The organism is Mesorhizobium sp. CO1-1-8 (genome assembly GCF_020164875.1).
Taxonomy (GTDB): domain Bacteria; phylum Pseudomonadota; class Alphaproteobacteria; order Rhizobiales; family Rhizobiaceae; genus Mesorhizobium.
Genome location: NZ_JAIUGZ010000001.1, coordinates 167,877 through 186,121, shown reverse-complemented (window position 1 = coordinate 186,121; position 18,245 = coordinate 167,877). Strand labels below are relative to the sequence as shown.

Sequence of the window (18,245 nt, the reverse complement as noted above, 5' to 3'; positions counted from 1 at the left end):
CGCGACGATATCCGCCGTGGCGGACGAACCGGTGCCGTCGCGCCCGCCCATCGATAAATGCGTCTGGGAAAGGTTGTCTGACAAAAATGTCAGGCTGGCCGCCTGGGCGCAGCGCTGCGACTTCGGCTTCCGCCAGATCCATTTCGAATTCGCTGGGAACGCTCTCGCCATCAAATACAGCGACGGCGGCGCGGCCGATCCTCTCGTCGAACTGTTCGACATCATATCAGGTGAAACCGCAGAGGCTGCCTTGCAGCGCCTGTTCCTGGAAAAGACCGACAAGGCCGTCAGCGCCCGCTGTGTGCTGACGCCTTACACGCAGGGCACGGAGCCTGCCGGCGTCAACCGCTACACATTCAGCCCTGACGCCGCCTATGCGAAAGAGCTGAAAGCGCTTGCCATCTCCGACGAGGTTCCCGAACCGCCCTGCGGCGACTGGGGTGAAATGCCTGACGGCATCCAGTATTTCGAGGTGCCGGCGGGTGAGGGGCACACCTTGCTGTTTGTGCGCATCGGCCAGGACGAGCCATTGTTTGACGAGCAGACGCTACGCGTGTTGCCGAGGGGGTGAGAAGCGCTTTCTCGCCAGGTCAGGCGGATTCGGTCACGGCACCGATCCGCCGGTAGACGAATGTTTCTTCTCTCGAAGGAACTGCGGCAGTGCGCTTGGCTTCGTCGATCAGCATTGCCATGCGAGCATGGATCGGCGATTTCGCGCAAGCCGGGTCCGTTGCAGCGGCATCGCCGGCGATCGCCATCGCCTGACAGCGGCAACCGCCCCAGTCGATCTCGCGCCGGTCACAGTTGCGGCACGGCTCCTGCATCCAGTCGGTGCCGCGAAAGGCATTGAACGCCGGCGAATCGGCCCAGATCAAGGACAGCCTGCGTGGTTCGAAACGCTCGAAGCTGAGCGACGGGATCGTCTGTGCGGCATGGCAAGGCAGTACGGTGCCGTCAGGCGTCACCATGAAGGCGTCACGCGCCCAGCCGCCCATGCACGGCTTGGGATAGGTCGCGAAATAGTCCGGCGTCACAAAATCGATGTTGATGATGCCGGCTAACCGCTCCTGTGCCTCCGCGACGATCTCCGCCTGCCTGTCGACCGCTTCACGCTCCGGCATCAGTTGATCGCGATTGGTCAACGCCCAGCCGGCATACTGCACATTGGCGATCTCGAGCCTCTCCGCGCCCAGCGAAAGGGCGAGATCGATGAATTCCGGCACTTCCTCGATGTTATGGCGATGGATCGGCGCGTTGATGGTAAGAGGCAGACCGGCAGCGCGCGCGCGACGTGCCGTTTCCAGCTTCTTTTCGTGGGCGCCCTTGTGGTTGCCGATGCGATCGGTGGTTGCCGGCCGCGCGCCCTGAAAGCTCAGTTGCAGATGGTCGAGACCGGCTTCGGCAAATGCCTCGATACGGCCCTCGACGATGCCAACCCCCGCGGTAATCAGATTGGTGTAGACGCCGCGCCCCGCAAGCCCGGCGATCAATTGCTCAAGGTCGCGGCGCAGTGTCGGCTCGCCTCCGGACAGATGAACCTGGAGCACTCCGAGATCGGCGGCCTCCGAGAACAGGGCGAGCCAGGTCTCTGTGTCGAGTTCGCGATTGGCCTTCAGCAGTTCGAGCGGATTGGAGCAATAAGGGCATTGCAGCGGGCAGCGATGCGTCAGTTCCGCCAGCATGCCGATTGGAGGGAGGAGGGGCGTGCTCATAGCCTCACCAGCAACTTGTCCGACCATTCCTGCAGGAAGGCGATGACGTCGGTCGCCACGGCCTCCTGTTCAGCCTCATAATCCGCGGCAAGGCCGGCAATGATGTCGCCGACCGTGGACCGTCCATCGCAGCGTCGCAATATGTCGAGACTGACATCGTTCGGCCAGAATATCTTTTCCGGTGAAAGCACGGCGAATGCCTGCCGCACGGCGTCGTATTGTATGCGCACGTGCTTCGGCAGCGAAGGTGTCGACCGCGGCGACACCACGGCTCTTTTGCGCAGCGCCATCATAGGGCTGCCTCGGGCTGGAAGGCGCCGGGCGGTATGTTTCCCTGCTCGCCATAGGCGTGTTGAAGCGCGTCAAGCATGGCCCAGAGTATATCGCATTTGAACACCAGTGCATCGATTGCCTGCTGCTGGCGCTCCGCCGTATCGGCGTGGCTGAGCACGTAGGCGAGGGCGAAGCCGGCGTCACGCGAGGCCTGTTCGGGCCGTTGTCTGAAATAGGCCAGCGTACCCTCGGTGATGTAGTCGTATTTGGCCAGCATTGCCGGCACCCGCTCGCCAATGATGAGTGGCGAGAACATCTCGGTCAGCGAGGACGCGACCGCCTCGAACAGCGTCCGGCTTGTGCAAAAAGAAAGGTAAGCGCCCACCGCGAAGCGGGTCGCCGGCAGTGCCAGCCTTTCGCTCTTCACGGCCTCGGCGTCCAGGCCGAGCGAAGTTGCCAGATGCAGCCAGCGCGCGATACCGCCGCTCCAGCCGTCCTCGCCGTCATGATCCTCGATCCGCTTGCGCCACGCGGCGCGAAACGCTGGATCCTCGGCATGCGCGAGTATCATGGCATCCTTGCGCGGGATGACCGCCTGATAGCAATAGCGGTTCAGCGCCCAGGCCTTCATCTCCGCCTTCGACAACGCGCCGCTGGTCATCCTGTGGTGAAAGGGATGGCGATTGTGATAGCGCTCGGCGCCAACCTGCCTCAATACGGCTTCGAGAGCGCTCGTGGAGAGTCCGCCTTTGGCTGCATCGCGGAAGTCGCTCAAAATTCCATCTCCATACCGTCGCTTGCGATTTCCCAGCCTGCCGCCTTGACCGCCGCGTGCTCGGCGGAATTCTCGTCAAGGATGGGATTGGTGTTGTTGATGTGAACGAAGACACGACGGCCGACTTTCACATCGGCCAAGCCGGCGATCGAACCCAATTCTCCTGAGATCGCCAGATGCCCCATGCGCGCGCCGGTTTTCTGACCGACGCCGGCGACGATCATCTCGTCGTCGGTATAGACGGTGCCGTCAAACAAAAGACCGGCGGCATCGGTGAGACGCGCGCGTAAGCGCGCATCGATGCGCGCGCAGCCTGGGATATAGAAGACGGAGCCGCGGCTGCCGATCCCGGCAATTCGGACTCCGATCGTGTCACCTGTGTCGGAGCTGAAATTGGCATCCGGATGGTCTCTATCCTCCAGATAGAGTGCTATCTTCCCGGGCACGGGAAAGGGCTCGATCACTACGCCGGTCTCGCGGCCTTCTGCGTCGCAGATGGCCAATTCTTTCGCCGGCGGCAGGATGCGCCGCGGCACAAGCGCTGGATCGAGAACGTTGAAAATCGAATTCGCCTCCAGCGTCGCCAGAACCTGCACCGTTGCATAGATGGCGAAAGGCTGCCGCTCGCGCAGGCTGAGCAGTCCGGCGATATGATCGACATCGGCATTGGTCAGCACCACCGCGCGAATAGGCGTCGAGCGCAGCGGCGCATCGCCCGCGGGCTGCAATTCAGGCGTTGCAGCGATTTGCTGGCGGATGTCGGGCGAGGCATTGAAAAGAACCCAACCCAACCCATCCGCCGAGGCGGCGACACTTGACTGGGTTCGTGAATGCACGCTGGCCATGCCGGCGCGAGTCGCACGACTCAGACGGTAGTTGCAGTTCCATTGCGGAAAGCCGCCGCCCGCCGCCGATCCGATGATCCTCAAATGCATGAAAATGCCCGCGCGCCGGCTTCTCTGACCTGCAGGCAATTTGCAGTCACAAAAAACGCTTCGCGCGCTTTGCGTGCGTCAAAATCTTTCACGAAAATCCCATGCGGCGAGGGGATGCGCGCCCCTGTCGCCAGGGACGCGCACCTCTGCGGCCTACTTCTTGGGAGTAATTTCAGCAGGCAGATACCGTGAAATTTCGAAGCCAGCGGCAACCTGACACATGGTCGGTTTTTTCCAGTTCTTCTTCATGACATTTCTCCTCTTCTACCAGCCCGAAGGGACCGATCCTGTCGTTAGCCAACCATTGCAGGGCACCGACGCAATGGCTCGTCCATCAAGTCTCAAAATGGACAAATGAAACAATAGGTTTTGAAAAATTGAAAACAAACTATCGAGAATAATTGCAGTCCTTATTTCAATTGTTCGCGGCGTAGGGTTTCTTCTCCTCCAGTGGAAGGTTTGCATCTTCCCACCCATCAGCGCCGAGCGGATACCAGATTACTGAACTGTAGCCCCACTGGACGGCCCGTTTCGCCGCATTCCACGACATCCAGCAATTCGTCATGCAGTAGAACACAATCGCGCGCGACTTGTCCGTCCCGGCCTTGGCCGCGAGGCCTTGGCGAAAATAGCTGGCGGTCTCCTGCGAAATAGCGCCGTATCCCACATTGGCCAGCCATGTGCTGCCTGGAATGTCCTTTCTGACCTTGTCTCTCCATATCGTTCCTGCCGGCAAATTGGCCGGCTTGGGAGTGTTCGGCATCACGTCGAAGAAGATCGCCTTTTTCGCTCGCCACAACGCTTCCGCTTCCACCGTCGTCACCACTCTCGCGCCTTGCAGCGTCCGCGGCACCGGCGCCCGATAGTCGTCCATCCGGAAACCGCTGGGTTCGGCGACATCGCCGGCCCATGTCGGCTCGGTCAGAACCAGAAGGTTCGCGGCGACCAGCAAGAAAATAGTCTCCCTTCCATTCATTGGGTAATCAGGTTGTCGTGTTCGTCGATCAGCGGCACGTTGTAGCTCAGCAGGATCCTGGTGATCTCCGCCTGGTTTTCCCTGATCACCCGGTTGAGCGTCCGCTTCCATTCCTGGTCGGACGGACGTACGCCCATGGTGATGCGGTAAGACATGCGCGAGCCGGTTTTTTCCTTCACCAGTGGGACGATCGTCACATCAGCTCCGAGTTCCTTGGCATAGTAACCTGCCATCGGTCCCCACAGTACCGCCGCATCGATCTTGTGTGCCAGCATGTCCTTGATCATGACCTCCCCCATGGATGGGGTGACGCGCGTATCCACCGCAAGCGGATAGATCTTGGCGGTCCGCAGAAGCTTGTTGGCGGCCATGTTGGCGGTTGGCGGCGTGCTTTCAACGACGCCGATCGTCTTGCCCGTGAGTCTGGGATCCTCGATCGTTTCCACGCCTTCCATATCGTTGCTTTTCGGATGCACCAGTACATAGGCGGAGCGATAGTAGGCGTTGGTGTTCTGCACCAGCTCATCACCTTGGGCATAGCCCATGATGATGTCGCATCGGTTGGCCCCCAACGTATTGCGCACGAAGCCGGTGATCGTTGGAAACCAGGTGTAGGAGACGGACTTGCGGCCGGTTTTCGCGGCAACCAGCTCGGCCAGCTTGTTTTCGAAGCCTTCGCCGCTCTTGTCGGTGAAGGGCATATTCGAGGGATCGGCGCAGACGCGCAGAATGTCGGGGTCGACCAGTTCTCCCGCCGCGCCAAGGCCGGCGCCTTGCGCCTGCGCGTTCGACGGCAGCAAGGCGAGTGTGCCGAGGATCGGCAGAACGACGCGCAGCTTCAATGCATCGCGGCCAATCATGTCATCCACCCATGCAGGATGCTTCGGAATCCTTCGCCGCCTGGGCCTTGTCTTCGTGCTTGGGCGGCCGTCCGCGGGGCGCCGCGCCATCTGCGCGCGCGCGCAGATAGACGTAGAGATCGTCCAGGTAGCAATAGACGTTCTTGTTGTCGCCAAAGGCAGGCATGACGTTTTCCTTGCCGCCGCCGACATTCTTGCGGCCTTCGGCGACGATCGAGAGGAATGTGGCGTAATCCATGGTTTTCAGGCTGTTGACCAAAGCCGGCGCATAGCTCGAACCTGTCGCGTCCTGTCCGTGGCAGACATGGCAATCGGAGTGATACCGGCGGTAGCCGCTGAACGTGTACCAATCGACGGTTCCGTTTTCGATCTTGTAGGTCGGATTTCCGTCCGCATCCAAATACTTGCCGCCTTCTTCCTTTACCGCCTTGGCTTTTTCCATGCTGTCGTCGGCCTGGGCGAGGCTTGAGCTTGCCAGAGGCAGCAGAGCCAGGACCAAAGCCGAAATTACAATGCGAACGGACATTCAAACGCTTCCTTCATTTGCCACTGGACACGGTTTTGCCGTCGCGACCGGCATTGATCGGTTTTTGAGTGCGTAACCGAATCGAGAGCCCGGCCATGGCTTCCGGATGATCCGGGCTCTCGTTCTTCAAGCCTTTGGTCTCACAAGACCCGAGGCGTGCTCAAGGTTCCCAGCGCATCAATCCGGGAGACCGAAGACGGTGAGCTGACCGCCCAGCGTCGTGTAGTCGGCAAGTGCCGCGTAGCCACCGACGGCACCAAGACCAGCGGTGCCAACGACCGCGGCCTCGTCGCCTTGGGCACGGCCCTGATCGACGGCGCCATGCCAGGCAGCGGCGTTATCAGGCGAAAGCAGGCCGCCTGCCAGGCCGATACCTGCCCAGCCACCGACGCCGGACAGAACAGCGATGTACTGTTTGCCGCCCTGCTCGTAGGTCGTGATGTTGCCGATAATGCCGGACGGGGTCTTGAACTTGTAGAGTTCCTTGCCGTCCTTATCGACCGCCTTGATGTAGCCTTCGAGTGTACCGTAGAAGACGACGTCGCCATCTGTCGCCAATGCGCCCGACCACACCGAGAACTGCTCGGGCTTCGACCAGACGATCTCGCCCTTGGCCGCGTCCCAGGCAATGAAGTTGCCCATGTTGCCGTCGCCGCCAGGTGCGGGATACATCGACACGGTGGCGCCAACATAAGGCTGACCGGCGGTGTAGCTCACCTTGTAAGGCTCATAGTCCATGCAGACATGGTTGGTCGGGACGTAAAACAGCCCGGTCTTCGGCGAATAGGCCGCCGGCTGCTGGTCCTTCGTTCCAAGCGCCGCCGGGCAGATGCCCGTCGAGTTGGTGTCTTCGCCGTTCTGCTGGGTCGAATATTTCGCCACGACCTGCGGGCGACCATATTGTTCGCTCTTGGGGTCCATGACGACTTCCGTCGCCCAGTTCACGGCCGGATCGTATTTCTTGGCGACGAGAAGGTCGCCGGTGGCGCGATCCATGGTGTAGGCAAAACCATTGCGATCGAAATGCACCAGCACGTCGTGCTTGGCGCCGTTGACCTCCATGCCATCGACGAGGATCATCTCGTTGATGCCGTCATAGTCCCATTCGTCATGCGGGGTCATCTGGTAGAGCCATTTGGCAACACCCGTATCCGCATCGCGGGCCATGATCGTCATCGACCAGCGATTGTCGCCGGGGCGTTGTACCGGGTTCCAGGTCGAGGGATTACCGGTACCATAGTAGACCAGGTTCAGTTTGGGATCATAGGAATACCATCCCCATGTCGTGCCGCCGCCGGTCTTCCACTGCTCGCCTTCCCAGGTGTTCGTGCCGGAATCCTTGCCCACCGGCTTGCCAAGATGCGTGGTCTTCTCGGGATCGATCAGGGTGTCTGCGTCCGGACCTTCCGAATAGGCTTTCCAGGCGAGTTTGCCATCTTTCAGATTGTAGGCGGCCAGCCAGCCGCGAACGCCGAATTCGGCGCCGGATACGCCGATAAGCACCTTGTCCTTGATGACGACGGGGGCAGCCGTACCGGATTCGCCTTTGCCGCCATCGGTCTGGTCGCCGTTCTTGACCGACCAGACGACCTTGCCGGTCTTCGCGTCGAGAGCGACGACCGTGGTGTCGGCCTGATTGAGAATGATCTTGCCGTCACCATAGGCAACGCCGCGATTGACCGTATCGCAACACATGATCGGAATGACGTTGGGATCCTGCTTGGGTTCGTATTTCCAGAGGATCTTCCCGTCATTCTTGAGATCGAGCGCAAAGACATTGTTCGGGAAAGGCGTGTGAACATACATCACATCGCCGATGATAAGCGGTCCACCCTCGTGGCCTCGTAGCACGCCGGTGGAAAAGGTCCACTTGACCTGCAGGTTCTTCACATTGTCCGCAGTAATCTGGTTGAGTTTGGAATAGCGGGTATTGGCGTAGTCACCCGTCTGCATTGCCCAGTTCTTCGAATCCGAAGCCAGCTTTGCAAGGTCCTCGTTAGCCGACGCCGTAAAGGCCGCGCCGAGCGACAGAAACGCCGCAGTGGTTAGAATATAGGTAGCTTTCGTAAGTACACGCATCCGAATTCCTCCCGAGGTTCATAGTGATGAATCATTTGCTGAGCCCACAAGGGCTTGCCCAAGCGATTCACGGGGGGGAAATATTTCCGGCAGCGTGTCACGACCTAAGCCAGATGTGCAGAGGGCACCGTTACTGCCCACCTCACCTTGGCCTACGAAAGACTGTCGCCGCTCCCTAATGACGGTGACGCCCTTGAAGCCGGAAACAGGGTGAGGCTATGTCATCGCAAAACGCTAGGCAAGCAAAAAAGCCTGGGTGTTTTTTTGCACCGCAATATCGTAAATGATGCGGTGCAATATAAGGAAATAAGTAGGACAGTATTTGTTAGATGAAGTATTTCTGATCGCGAAATAACGATGGGCCGCATAAAATTTGATTATGTTTTGAGTTTTACATTTCACCTAAGTGTGAGTTTTATTTGGAGGTATTCAATTCGATGTCTCGGCCTGGCCGTGTACGCGCCCCATTGGGAATCGATAGTGAGCCAAGCATGAGATGATCGTTGGAGTTGGGGCATGGAGCGGGCCATGGGGCCGGCATGCGGAACCACGGTCGACCAGCACCGCATTCCTCCTTTGGTCGTATACGGAAGCCATGGGCGCTTGACTGACTCTTCGGCACGTTGCCAACTGCCACGGTGATCCCGACTGGGCGCATTGCGCCCAGGCCAACCGGAGGTTTTCCCGTGATCAGATATGGATTTTCGACTTTGCCGCTGCTCCTTGCCGCGCCGCTGGCCTTCGCAAACCCGGCGGGCGCCGCGGGAGATTACCCGACAGCAACGATTGCCGATTACGTGCTCGGCTGCATGCAGACGAACGGCCAGACACGTCAGGCGCTGGAAAGCTGTTCCTGCTCGATCGACGTCATCGCCTCGATCCTTCCCTACGACCACTATGAGAGAGCCGAGACTTTCAAGAGCATGTCTTTGACTACAGGGGAAAACGCGGGGCTGTTTCGCGAAAGCGCACCGGCGAAGGCAGCCCGTACCGAATTGAAGCGCGCGCAGTCGGAAGCCGACGTGCGCTGCTTTTAGAGCCTGCTCAATCCGCAAGCCGGATGGCGTTCCATCCTTTGTCTGGACGGTATCTTCCCGAAACAAGCTCCACTTTCGGGATCAAGCTGGCAAGCACCCGGCAGTCCGGCGCAAGATATCGAGACTTCAGAGTCCCGCGGTCTCCAGCGGCCACTGATTGCGAAACGTTTTGCCATCCGTATCGATCGCTTCAACCTGGATTTCGCCGTTGCCGTGCACGGTGAAATCGAATCGGAAATTGGGGTCTTCCGAAATCGATATTCCACCTTCCATGGAGAGGATCGGCTGGCCGGCTTGGGAGATCGACAGTTTCTGGACAAAATGCGCCGGTATGAAATACTGGGTTAGCGGATCCCGCTGCAGCCCCGAATTGTTAGGGTGCCGGATCATCAACTGCAGTTCCTCAGTCTTGGTCATCGTCTCTTTGGGCGGGAACTGGCGCAGCTTCATCTGACCCATCGTCGCGTTGGCCTCGTCCTGGTTCTTGACCGCAGGGGCGGAGCATCCGCCTGATGCCTTGACGAAGGTCTGCGCCATATGGAGTTGGCCGCCCTGCGTCTCAGCGATCGCACGCAGATAGGAATAGTCGTTGACGCGCACGCGCGTCGACAGATGCGTCACGCCGGCATCCTTGCCGAGCTGGAACGTTGCCGCCACCGGCGCAGGGTTGGCGTCGATGATCAGGGTAACGGATTTGATGCCGTCCGGCGCCTTGGCTGGATCGAGATAGATGTCAACGGGCACGATGGCGGCATCCTGCGCCCGCTTCGGCGCTTCGATCCGGACGACGCCGGTATCGACCAGAATTGCCCGATCGCCGAACACGTCGCCCTTCAAGTCATGCCAGATCCTTTCCGAGGACGCGGTTGTTTGCTGTGCGTTGGCGGCTCCCGAGGAGCCGAGCAACGTGCCGATGGTCAAGATGATCGCGGCGAAAACGGATGCGAGCGGCAGGGCGAGCTGCCGGCTCGAGTAAGCGTGATTTTGCATTTCGATGCCTCCACCAATGCAAGAGAGGTGGTGCCCAGGCTGGCGTTGAGGATAAGCCTTTGGCGACGCCTTGGCAAATCGCCGGCCTTACAGCTGTCTGACGCATGTCGGCGTCGTCTATTCCCATTCGAGTTCGGCAAATGCGGCCGTTGCGTTGCGCTCGTTGTAGTCGTCGAACAGATGCCAATTGTCCCGTTCGCTTTCGCCAGCGGTTTTGACTGCTTCGCGCAGCGGCGTTCCATCGACGATCGCCTTGCGGATATCGCGCGCCAGAACCTCGAAATAGCGTCGTTCCCCCGCCAGCGCCTGTGGCCAGTCGGCCGTTACAGGGCCATGACCTGGAACGACGCGCGCGGCGTCGATCGCGGTGAGCGCATCCATCTGGCGGAGCCATCCGAGCAGCGATCCGTCGAGCGTCGGCAAGGAGCCCATGAACACGAGATCGCCGGCAAAGAGCGTTCTGGTCACGGTATCGAATACGGTCAGGTCGTTGTCGGTGTGCGCCGCCTTCCATGCCCGCAGTTCGATCATGCGCCCGCCGAGGTCGAGTTGCAGGTGATCGTCGACAAGCATGGTCGGCGAGACGATCTCGACCCCCTCCATCAGCGCCTCGCCAAGCTGTTCGCGATAGTTGTGCAGATAGAACGTGCCACGCGCGTCGAGGGCACGCGGCAGATTACGGTGACCGACGATGGTCGCGCCGATCTCCCGGAATGCCGCATTGCCGAAGATGTGGTCGGGGTGCATGTGGGTGTTGACCAGGAAGCGAACCGGCTTTGCTGTTACCTTTCCGATCGCGGCGAGAAAGGCGTGCGCCTCGATCAGGCTGCCACCGCTGTCAATGACGGCAACAGCATCGGTGCCGACGACGGCACCCAGATTGCAGATCGCACCGTCGTTGGCGGCGGTCATCAATTCATCCGCGCCCTGGAAGGCGAAGACGCCGTCGGCGATTTGCCTGAGCGAGAACCGAGAACTGCCGCCTGCGGCCAGAACGGCTCGTCCGAGGCAGCACGGCAGCAAGGCGGCGCTGGCGGCGGTACAGGCGAAGCCCCTCACAAGCCTGCGTCTTAGCCGATCGATCGACATGAAGGCCTCCGATATGCATTTCGCCTGCAGGCGATCAGGTGACGTCCGGAAATCTATGATGGAACGACCGCAGAAGGTCGCTCATCACCTGCGAATTGCGATGTTGCCGTGGCAACCGTACGTCGAACACGCCGAGCACATGGGTTGGCCGCGGCGCGAGCACGATGATGCGGTCCGACAGCATCAGTGCCTCGCGTAGATTGTGCGTCACCATCAAGGCGGTCGTTGGCCGTGCCGACCACACGGTCAAAAGCAGATGCCGAAGCCGCTCGGCGGTCTGTTCGTCGAGCGAGACAAAGGGTTCGTCCAGGAAAAGCACCGCCGGCTCCGTGGCGAAAGCCCTGGCAAGCGCTGCCCTGCGCGCAAGGCCGAGCGACAGTTCGGCAGGATAGAGCGAGCGCATGCCGGCGAGGCCGAGCGTGTCGAACAGCCCGTCGAGATTTTTTGCTCTCAAGCTTTTCGGCAACGCCAGCCTGACATTCTGCTCCACCGTTCGCCACGGCAGCAGAGTCGGTTCCTGGAATACGGCGGCGATGCGGTTCGAACCTCCTTGCGGCAACTGGAAGGAGCCGGAAAAGTCTTTGTCCAAGCCGAGCAGGATACGCAGCGTCGTGGTTTTGCCGCAGCCCGACGGCCCCAGCAAGCAGGCGAATTCGCCTTGCCGGACCTCAAAGGAAAGATCCTGAAGCGCCGTGATCGAGACACCTCGCGCGGATCTGAAGATCTTTTCGGCGATGTCGACCTTAAGCGGGACGACGGCGCCAACGGGTTGCATGTCGTTCAACGGGCTGCACCAGGAGAAGTTCGATGACAAGCATCACCGCCACGAAAGCCAGCGTATAGGCAAGAATGGCGGCGACGTCGAAGAGCTGGAAATAGAGATGGATCTGGAAGCCGACACCGTTCGAGCGGCCGAGCAGTTCGACGACCAGGACGATCTTCCAGATGAGGGCGATTCCGGATCGCGACGCGGCGGCAAGATAGGGCTGCAATTGCGGCAGCAGGATATGGCGGATTCGATCAAGGCGGCCGAAGCGATAGACGGTGGCCATTTCGGCGTAACTTGGATCAAGCGTCCTGGCGCCTTCACGCATCGTCACCACGACATTCGGGATCTTGTTCACCGCCACCGCGCCGATCGCAGCCGCCTCGTTGAGGCCGAACCAGATGTAGCCAAGGACGATGACCACCAGCGCCGGGATGTTGAGGAACAGGATAACCCACGGGTTGAAAAAACGATCGACACGACGATAGCTGCCGAGCAAAACGCCGATGACGGATCCTATGATCATTGCGACGATATATGCCGCGGCGACCCTGCCGAGGGTCACGCCGAGATGGTAAAAAAGGTCGCCGTTCGCAGCCTCCCTGAGAAGCACCTGCCAGACCTGCCCAGGTCCTGGAAAGGCACGGCTTGGCCAGACGCTTGCCGCAAGGTTCCACAGCAGGCAAAGCCCGAGCAGGGAAACAGCTACGGTCAGCGCGGGCACCAGTGCCGCCGCCAGGCTGCGTCGGCCGGACATGCTCGGCGGGGCATCACGCGTGCCGCCGGTTTCCAATGCGGTCATTTCCGGGGTTCCTGCCAGAACGTGCCGGGCGCCATCTCCGGCGCGCTGCCGACCAGCTTCGCGCCGCCGATCGCCGCCAGCACATGGTATAGCCTGCCGGCGTCGGCCGCTTCCTCGGCGACCGACCGTCTGGGAATGCCCTGGCGGTAGCGATCGCGCAGTTTTTCCAGTTCCTTGCCTTCCGCGCGAATGACCGGCGCCAGGCGCAGCCATTCGTCATCGGATCTGGCCAGCAAGTCCTTGGCTTGCGCGGACGCCCTCACGAAACCCCTGACGGCATCGGGGTTCTCGTTGGCCCATTGGTCATGGAAGACGTAACCGAGCGCCGACACGGGTCCCAGAGCCCCGAGCGTCTTTGCCGCGTCATTCACGCCGATCAATCGACGGAAGCCATTGGCCTCGAGACGGGCGCAAAAATGCCAGAAATTCAGCACTGCATCGAGTTCGCCCTGTATCGCCTTTTCCGAAATCAGCGGCGGCGCGCCAAAGACGATGTCGCTGGTTGCCGACAGGTCGACGCCGAGATCGCGCCTGGTCAGTGCTTGTATAAGCAGCCAACTCTTGTCGAGCGGACCGCCGGCGACGCCGATCTTCTTGTCCTTGAGATCGGCGACCGTCCGGATCGGCGAACCCTCCTTCACCATGATCGCCCCCACGGCGGTGGAATAGGGGGTCAATGTGAGGTCGCCGCCTTCGGAGCGCTGGCGCGAGACCCACAGCCAGTCGGAGACGATCATGTCGATCCCGCCAGCCAACATTGCGACATTGGTTGCATCCTCGCCGGCAAAGTTGATGATCTCCAAATCGATCCCGTTCGCGGCATCGAATTTGTGCTGCCTTAGCGTATCGAGTTCCCAACTCACGGTTCCAAATTTCAGCACACCGAGGCGAATCCTGGCTGCCGCAACGGCCGGCCTGGTAGCAAGAACAGCGGCTGTCCCGAGAGCCGCCAGACGCAGCGTCATGCGCCGTGAAACCATCATGACACCTCCTCTCCAGGGTTCCGCGCTGCCAAATCAGATGGCTCGTTCCTTGCTCGGAAATGCGCATTTCCAGCGCATGACCTTGAGCGTAGGGTGTTCTTGAGACCATTTGGCGATTTCGCTGGGAGCAAGGATCATGCATTGGAACAGGGTGCCGCGACTCTCGAAATAGAGATGTTCGTCTCGGCAATTGCTCGGATTGGCGCTGAGGCAAACCGTCAATATGAGATCGACCAGGTCCATTCAGCACCTCTTGCGCGTTCCCAAACGCCCATCCCGGCGAGTCCAGTCCAACCAGGAGCCAGGACAAAATCGCCACTTGCCGGATTCCCAAGGTGCCAATGGAGAAACCGGAATGAGGTCAAGCTACGCGCTCGCCGGATCACCGTCAACAAAGACGAATGGACGGGTCTCTTGAGCAACCAGGCCTCTAAACCTTTGTACGATTGACTTTCACAACATGCCAACTAGCTTCGGAGTCACGCGGCGCGGCTCCACGGGAGAAGCGGAATTTCCACCCCACCGCGTAAGGCGCATGCCGACGGATCAAAGGATCGGCATGCGCAAATCGTCCAGGGCACCCAGACGATCAATGAGGAAATGCCATGCGCGCAATCGCATTTTTCGCAGTCATGTCCGTTGTGCCCTTCATCGCGAGCCAATCCCAGGCACAGGATGCGGCGGCGGGTGAGAAGGTCTTCGCCAAATGCAAGGTCTGCCATGTCGCCGACCAGGACAAGAACAAGGTCGGCCCGTCGTTGAACGGCGTCATCGGCCGAACGGCCGGCACGCACCCGGGGTTCAGCTATTCTCAGGCGATGGTCGCGGCAGGCAAGTCCGGCGTCAAATGGGATGAACCCACGCTGAAGACTTACCTTCACGATCCCAAGGCCATGGTCAAAGGAACAAAGATGGCGTTTGTCGGCCTCAAACAGGACGAAGACATCGCCAACGTCATCGCCTATCTGAAGCAATTCTCGAAATAGCGCTCCGCCGGCCGTTCGAACTTGCGTTCGGCCGGCGTTCGCCTCGATCACGCATCGGCTTGCAGCCTCTGCATTGCTGAAGGCAGATCGAAAAGGCTGTCGCAAACAAGGTCGGCGCCGAGCTCTTCCACCGGAATGTGGCTGTAGCCGCCGCGCAACAGAATGACGGGCATGCCGGCGGCGCGTGCGGCACCCAGGTCAGCACCACTGTCCCCGACCAGCAGCGCGTCGCCCGGGTCGACCCCAAGCTGTGCCAACGCCAGCAGCAGGGCATCTGGCGCCGGTTTCAAGTATGTCACCGCGTCTCCGCCAACGATCGCACCGAAATATTCCGTCAATCCGAAATGAAGCAGGATTTCGCGGGTCGCCAACTGCGGTTTGTTGGTCGCCACCCCCATGCTTACTCCGCCCAAATGAAAGTGGGTGAGAGCCTCCCTGACGCCAGGCATCAGCCTTGTCAGGCCGGTCAGATGCCGGCGGTAGATAGGCGCCATGACGCGGTTTGCCTCATCGAGAGCGTTGCCGAGCAGTGGCGCTCCCGACGCCGCGAAGGCTCGCTCGATCAATTTCCTGACACCGCCGCCGATCATGGCCTTGACCCGATCCAGGCGCAGCGGCGGCAGATCGCGGCTGGCTAGCAACTCGTTGACGGCGGCCGCTATGTCCGGTGCCGAGTCGACCAGCGTGCCGTCGAGGTCGAACAGGATCGCCTTCGGTGATCGAAGCGGCCTGCCTGCGCCGACGTTCATGCGGCATCCCTCCACTTGATCGAGCAGCCGATCGAGGCGACCTGGTGCAGCGGCCCGTCGCCGGTTCGGGCGACCTGCTTCATCGCCTCGAACAGATCGCGTCTCAGCCCGGGCGCTCCGGCTTCTCGTCGCGAGGCGTCCAGCCGACCGCGATATTGCAGTCCCAACTCGCTGTTGAACCCGAAGAAATCGGGAGTGCACACGGCTGCGTAATCGCGCGCTACAGTTTGGTGCTGGTCGTGCAGGTAAGGGAAACTGAAGCCGTTCATCGTGGCGAAGAGCTTCATTTGGTCGAAGGAATCCTCCGGGTAGGTGTCGGCATCGTTCGAGTTGATCGCGACAAAGCCGATACCTTCGGCCTTGAGGTCGTTGGCATCGCGCACGATACGTGAAATCACCGCCTTCACATAAGGGCAGTGATTGCAGATGAAGGCCACGACCAGGCCGTTCGGGCCGGCCTGGCTGAAGATCGAATGCGACCTGCCGTCGACGCCGGGCAAAACGGCATCGATGGCGCGCCAGCCGAAATCGCAGACAGGGGGGACGGCCGCCATGCTTGCCTCCGATGGAATGGTTTACGCGGCTTTCCGGATCGCACCGTCGGCCGCCTGTCGGATGGTTCCAATGTTGGCGCGATAGGCCGCCTCGGTGGCCCCCTTGAACACGGCCGACCCGGCGACCAGCACATTGGCGCCGGCCGCGGCGACCAGCGGGGCGGTTTCGGCCGTGACGCCGCCATCGATTTCGATGTCAATCGGGCGGCGGCCAACCAGTGCCTTGATTCGCCTGATCTTCTCGATGACCGCGGAAATGAAAGCCTGGCCGCCGAAGCCTGGATTGACCGTCATCAGAAGCACCAGATCGAGCCTGTCGAGCACATATTCGATGACGCTCTCCGGCGTCGAAGGATTCAGCGATACGCCCGCCTTCTTGCCCAGATTTTTGATCGCCTGCAGGGAACGATCGAGATGCGGCCCGGCCTCTGCATGCACCGTGATGATGTCGCAACCGGCGTCGGCGAAGGCGGCCAGATAGGGCTCGGCCGGCGCGATCATCAGATGGCAGTCGAAGATTTTGTCCGTTCGGTCGCGGATAGCCTTGATCACCGGCGGACCGAAGGTGATGTTGGGCACGAAGTGGCCGTCCATCACGTCGAGATGGATCCAGTCGGCACCAGCCCGCACGACAGCTTCGACCTCGTCGCCGAGCCGCGAGAAATCCGCGGAAAGCACGGAAGGTGCGATGATTGTCCTGGTGACCATGGTTGTCGTCTCCAATCCTGTCTGCGGTGTTGGTCTCTGCGCCAGCCGGTTCATCCTGTCAGCGCATCTTCGGCTCCGGTTCGCCTTCGAGTTTCCCTTCCGCGAACACGCGGCTGCCGCGAATGTCGGATTCCTCGATGGTGATAAGATCGGCCTTGGTCAACACCCTGCTGCGCGATGCGAAAAGCCGGTTGGCCTGCCGCAGCCGCGCCCGATCGAGCCCATTGCGGACCGAACGCGCGTTGGAGAAATGCGGCAGCCTCATGCGGATCGGAAGATACTCTTCGAGCGCCTGGGACGCCGCCTCGCTGAGGCGATAATTCTGCTCCGCGAGCATAATCTCGGCGATCGATTTCAGTTCGCTGACGCCATAGTCGGGGAAATCGAGGTGATGGGCGATGCGCGAACGCATGCCGGGATTGCTGTCGAAGAAGCGGTCCATCTTGTTCTTGTAGCCGGCAAGGATCACAACCAGATCGTCACGATTGTTCTCCATGCACTGCAGCAGGATTTCGATCGATTCCTGGCCGTAGTCGCGCTCGTTCTCGGGCTTGTAGAGATAATAGGCCTCGTCGATGAAAAGCACGCCGCCCATGGCACGCTTGATCACCTCGCGGGTCTTGGGCGCGGTGTGGCCCACATACTGGCCGACGAGATCGTCGCGTGTCACGGCGACCATGTGGCCTTCGCGGACATAGCCCAGACGATGCAGGATTTCGGCCATCCTCAGCGCCACAGTGGTCTTTCCGGTGCCGGGATTTCCCGTGAAATTCATGTGCAGCGTCGGGGCGCCCGAGGTCAGCCCGAACTTGCGGCGAAGCCGGTCGACCAGGAGGAGAGCGGCGATCTCGCGGATGCGGGACTTGACCGGCTTCAGGCCAACGAGTTCCCGGTCGAGCTTGTCCATCACCTCGTCGATATTGGACGCCTCGAACTCGGCCTGCAGATCAACCGTCGCGTCCTGTGCGGCAGCGTCCTTGGTCATCGCATTCAGCATGGTTCGGCTAGCTCCGCTCGCCTTCGGGTCTGTCGGTCGCATAAGGCACGATCGAATAACCCTGGCTGCGGCCGTCGCGCTCCTGGCGCAGCAGCCGGAACCCGGGTTCGCTGGGAGGCCGGTTGACAATGAACGACATGCGCGGCGCTTCCCAGCCCTTGGTCGAATCGAAGGCGGTTACCCGCACATACATGTTCGGACAGGCTTTCCGGCAAGCGTTGACCTCGAGCAGTATGCCCGCCGGATCTTTCAAGTCGAACATCGGGTTGCCGTACATTTCCCAATAGGTGTTTCGCGGATGCGGATCGTCCGTGTACTCGACGCTGACCGCCCAATGGTTCTTCAGCGCGTATTTGATCTGCGCCGAAATCTGCTCATCGGTCAGGTCGGGCAGGAACGAGAACTGTCCCTGCGTGACCTTGTTTCCCGGATTGGTCATCATGACGAT

At 60.6% G+C, this 18,245-nt stretch carries 22 protein-coding genes; 3 read left to right on the top strand and 19 right to left on the bottom strand.

Features of this window, described 5'->3' with window-relative positions; genetic code table 11:
- Positions 1-73: 73 nt before the first annotated feature.
- On the top strand, positions 74-571 hold the full coding sequence (locus LB558_RS00900; protein WP_224695700.1) for a hypothetical protein: 498 nt from the start codon (positions 74-76) through the stop codon (positions 569-571).
- Between the two features lie 19 nt (positions 572-590).
- Here LB558_RS00900 and pqqE read toward each other — a convergent pair whose 3' ends face one another.
- From pqqE to LB558_RS00860, 8 genes are all read right to left on the bottom strand, one after another.
- Complete coding sequence (gene pqqE / locus LB558_RS00895; RefSeq protein ID WP_224695699.1) at positions 591-1,712, bottom strand: pyrroloquinoline quinone biosynthesis protein PqqE; 1,122 nt, start codon at positions 1,710-1,712, stop codon at positions 591-593.
- Complete coding sequence (gene pqqD, locus LB558_RS00890; protein ID WP_224695698.1) at positions 1,709-2,002, bottom strand: pyrroloquinoline quinone biosynthesis peptide chaperone PqqD; 294 nt, start codon at positions 2,000-2,002, stop codon at positions 1,709-1,711. Before pqqD ends, pqqE begins: the two co-directional genes overlap by 4 nt.
- Entirely contained in the window at positions 2,002-2,760 is a 759-nt protein-coding gene (gene pqqC, locus LB558_RS00885) for a pyrroloquinoline-quinone synthase PqqC (RefSeq protein ID WP_224695696.1), read from the bottom strand. Before pqqC ends, pqqD begins: the two co-directional genes overlap by 1 nt.
- Entirely contained in the window at positions 2,757-3,695 is a 939-nt protein-coding gene (gene pqqB / locus LB558_RS00880) for a pyrroloquinoline quinone biosynthesis protein PqqB (RefSeq protein ID WP_224695695.1), read from the bottom strand. Before pqqB ends, pqqC begins: the two co-directional genes overlap by 4 nt.
- A 415-nt stretch (positions 3,696-4,110) precedes the next feature.
- Positions 4,111-4,671, bottom strand: a complete 561-nt coding sequence (locus tag LB558_RS00875) for a PQQ-dependent catabolism-associated CXXCW motif protein (RefSeq protein WP_224695694.1) — start codon at positions 4,669-4,671, stop codon at positions 4,111-4,113.
- On the bottom strand, positions 4,668-5,531 hold the full coding sequence (locus LB558_RS00870) for a substrate-binding domain-containing protein (RefSeq protein WP_164754330.1): 864 nt from the start codon (positions 5,529-5,531) through the stop codon (positions 4,668-4,670). Before LB558_RS00870 ends, LB558_RS00875 begins: the two co-directional genes overlap by 4 nt.
- A 1-nt stretch (position 5,532) precedes the next feature.
- On the bottom strand, positions 5,533-6,057 hold the full coding sequence (locus LB558_RS00865; RefSeq protein WP_127259717.1) for a c-type cytochrome, methanol metabolism-related: 525 nt from the start codon (positions 6,055-6,057) through the stop codon (positions 5,533-5,535).
- Between the two features lie 177 nt (positions 6,058-6,234).
- On the bottom strand, positions 6,235-8,136 hold the full coding sequence (locus LB558_RS00860; protein ID WP_224695692.1) for a methanol/ethanol family PQQ-dependent dehydrogenase: 1,902 nt from the start codon (positions 8,134-8,136) through the stop codon (positions 6,235-6,237).
- A gap of 710 nt (positions 8,137-8,846) precedes the next feature.
- Here LB558_RS00860 and LB558_RS00855 point away from each other — a divergent pair.
- The gene (locus tag LB558_RS00855; RefSeq protein WP_224695691.1) at positions 8,847-9,173 is read left to right on the top strand and encodes a hypothetical protein; all 327 of its coding nucleotides are present in this window, start codon (positions 8,847-8,849) and stop codon (positions 9,171-9,173) included.
- A 126-nt stretch (positions 9,174-9,299) separates the two neighbouring features.
- On the opposite strand, the gene LB558_RS00850 is transcribed toward LB558_RS00855, so the two are convergent.
- The 6 genes from LB558_RS00850 to LB558_RS00825 form a co-directional block, all read right to left on the bottom strand.
- Entirely contained in the window at positions 9,300-10,163 is an 864-nt protein-coding gene (locus LB558_RS00850) for a quinoprotein dehydrogenase-associated SoxYZ-like carrier (protein WP_224695689.1), read from the bottom strand.
- 117 nt (positions 10,164-10,280) lie between these two features.
- Complete coding sequence (locus LB558_RS00845) at positions 10,281-11,252, bottom strand: quinoprotein relay system zinc metallohydrolase 2 (protein WP_224695688.1); 972 nt, start codon at positions 11,250-11,252, stop codon at positions 10,281-10,283.
- Positions 11,253-11,286: 34 nt separating this feature from the next.
- Positions 11,287-12,027, bottom strand: coding sequence for an ABC transporter ATP-binding protein (locus tag LB558_RS00840; protein ID WP_224696206.1), 741 nt, complete (start codon positions 12,025-12,027; stop codon positions 11,287-11,289).
- A complete protein-coding gene (locus tag LB558_RS00835) occupies positions 11,996-12,820 on the bottom strand; it encodes an ABC transporter permease (protein WP_224695687.1) in 825 nt (274 codons plus the stop codon). Before LB558_RS00835 ends, LB558_RS00840 begins: the two co-directional genes overlap by 32 nt.
- The gene (locus LB558_RS00830) at positions 12,817-13,803 is read right to left on the bottom strand and encodes an ABC transporter substrate-binding protein (protein WP_224695686.1); all 987 of its coding nucleotides are present in this window, start codon (positions 13,801-13,803) and stop codon (positions 12,817-12,819) included. Before LB558_RS00830 ends, LB558_RS00835 begins: the two co-directional genes overlap by 4 nt.
- A gap of 33 nt (positions 13,804-13,836) precedes the next feature.
- Entirely contained in the window at positions 13,837-14,046 is a 210-nt protein-coding gene (locus LB558_RS00825; protein ID WP_224695684.1) for a hypothetical protein, read from the bottom strand.
- 362 nt (positions 14,047-14,408) lie between these two features.
- Here LB558_RS00825 and LB558_RS00820 point away from each other — a divergent pair, with 362 nt between their 5' ends.
- Positions 14,409-14,789, top strand: a complete 381-nt coding sequence (locus tag LB558_RS00820; protein ID WP_024504374.1) for a c-type cytochrome — start codon at positions 14,409-14,411, stop codon at positions 14,787-14,789.
- 47 nt (positions 14,790-14,836) lie between these two features.
- Here LB558_RS00820 and gph read toward each other — a convergent pair whose 3' ends face one another.
- The 5 genes from gph to LB558_RS00795 are packed head-to-tail and all read right to left on the bottom strand — an operon-like array spanning position 14,837 to position 18,239.
- Complete coding sequence (gene gph, locus LB558_RS00815; RefSeq protein ID WP_224695683.1) at positions 14,837-15,538, bottom strand: phosphoglycolate phosphatase; 702 nt, start codon at positions 15,536-15,538, stop codon at positions 14,837-14,839.
- Positions 15,535-16,092 carry a thioredoxin family protein gene (locus LB558_RS00810; RefSeq protein WP_224695682.1) on the bottom strand — a complete coding sequence of 186 codons (558 nt, stop codon included), beginning with the start codon at positions 16,090-16,092 and terminating at the stop codon, positions 15,535-15,537. Before LB558_RS00810 ends, gph begins: the two co-directional genes overlap by 4 nt.
- A gap of 21 nt (positions 16,093-16,113) precedes the next feature.
- Positions 16,114-16,800, bottom strand: coding sequence for a ribulose-phosphate 3-epimerase (rpe, locus tag LB558_RS00805; RefSeq protein WP_224695680.1), 687 nt, complete (start codon positions 16,798-16,800; stop codon positions 16,114-16,116).
- A 58-nt stretch (positions 16,801-16,858) separates the two neighbouring features.
- Positions 16,859-17,797, bottom strand: a complete 939-nt coding sequence (gene cbbX, locus LB558_RS00800; RefSeq protein ID WP_224695679.1) for a CbbX protein — start codon at positions 17,795-17,797, stop codon at positions 16,859-16,861.
- A gap of 7 nt (positions 17,798-17,804) precedes the next feature.
- On the bottom strand, positions 17,805-18,239 hold the full coding sequence (locus LB558_RS00795) for a ribulose bisphosphate carboxylase small subunit (protein WP_013532057.1): 435 nt from the start codon (positions 18,237-18,239) through the stop codon (positions 17,805-17,807).
- Between the last annotated feature and the right edge of the window lie 6 nt (positions 18,240-18,245).